Below are 242 nucleotides of genomic sequence, written 5' to 3'. Positions count from 1 at the left end.
TCGGTCAGCGCCTCGATCATGGGAACGAACACGCCCAGGACGCGCTTGTCCGCCGGCAGCCAGGTTTCCTGCATCCGCTTCAGCGCAGCGGCACTGGCGGTGTTGCAGGCCAGGATCACCAGATCGCAGCCCTCGTCCCACAGGCGCTCGACGCCCTTGCAGGTCAGATCGAAAATGTCGTCGGCGGTGCGCACCCCATAGGGCGCATGGGCGTTGTCGCCCAGATAGACCAGCGGCAGGTC

General features: G+C 66.1%; 1 pseudogene. It reads right to left on the bottom strand.

Annotated features, from left to right (window positions below):
- Window positions 1-242, bottom strand: a pseudogene (locus TW83_RS18480) (aspartate/glutamate racemase family protein); the annotation flags it as partial.

Source organism: Paracoccus sp. S4493, from assembly GCF_000967735.1.
GTDB classification, from domain to species: domain Bacteria; phylum Pseudomonadota; class Alphaproteobacteria; order Rhodobacterales; family Rhodobacteraceae; genus Paracoccus; species Paracoccus marcusii.
The sequence above is the reverse complement of the archived record's forward strand: the minus strand, read 5'-3'. Positions and strand labels throughout refer to the sequence as shown.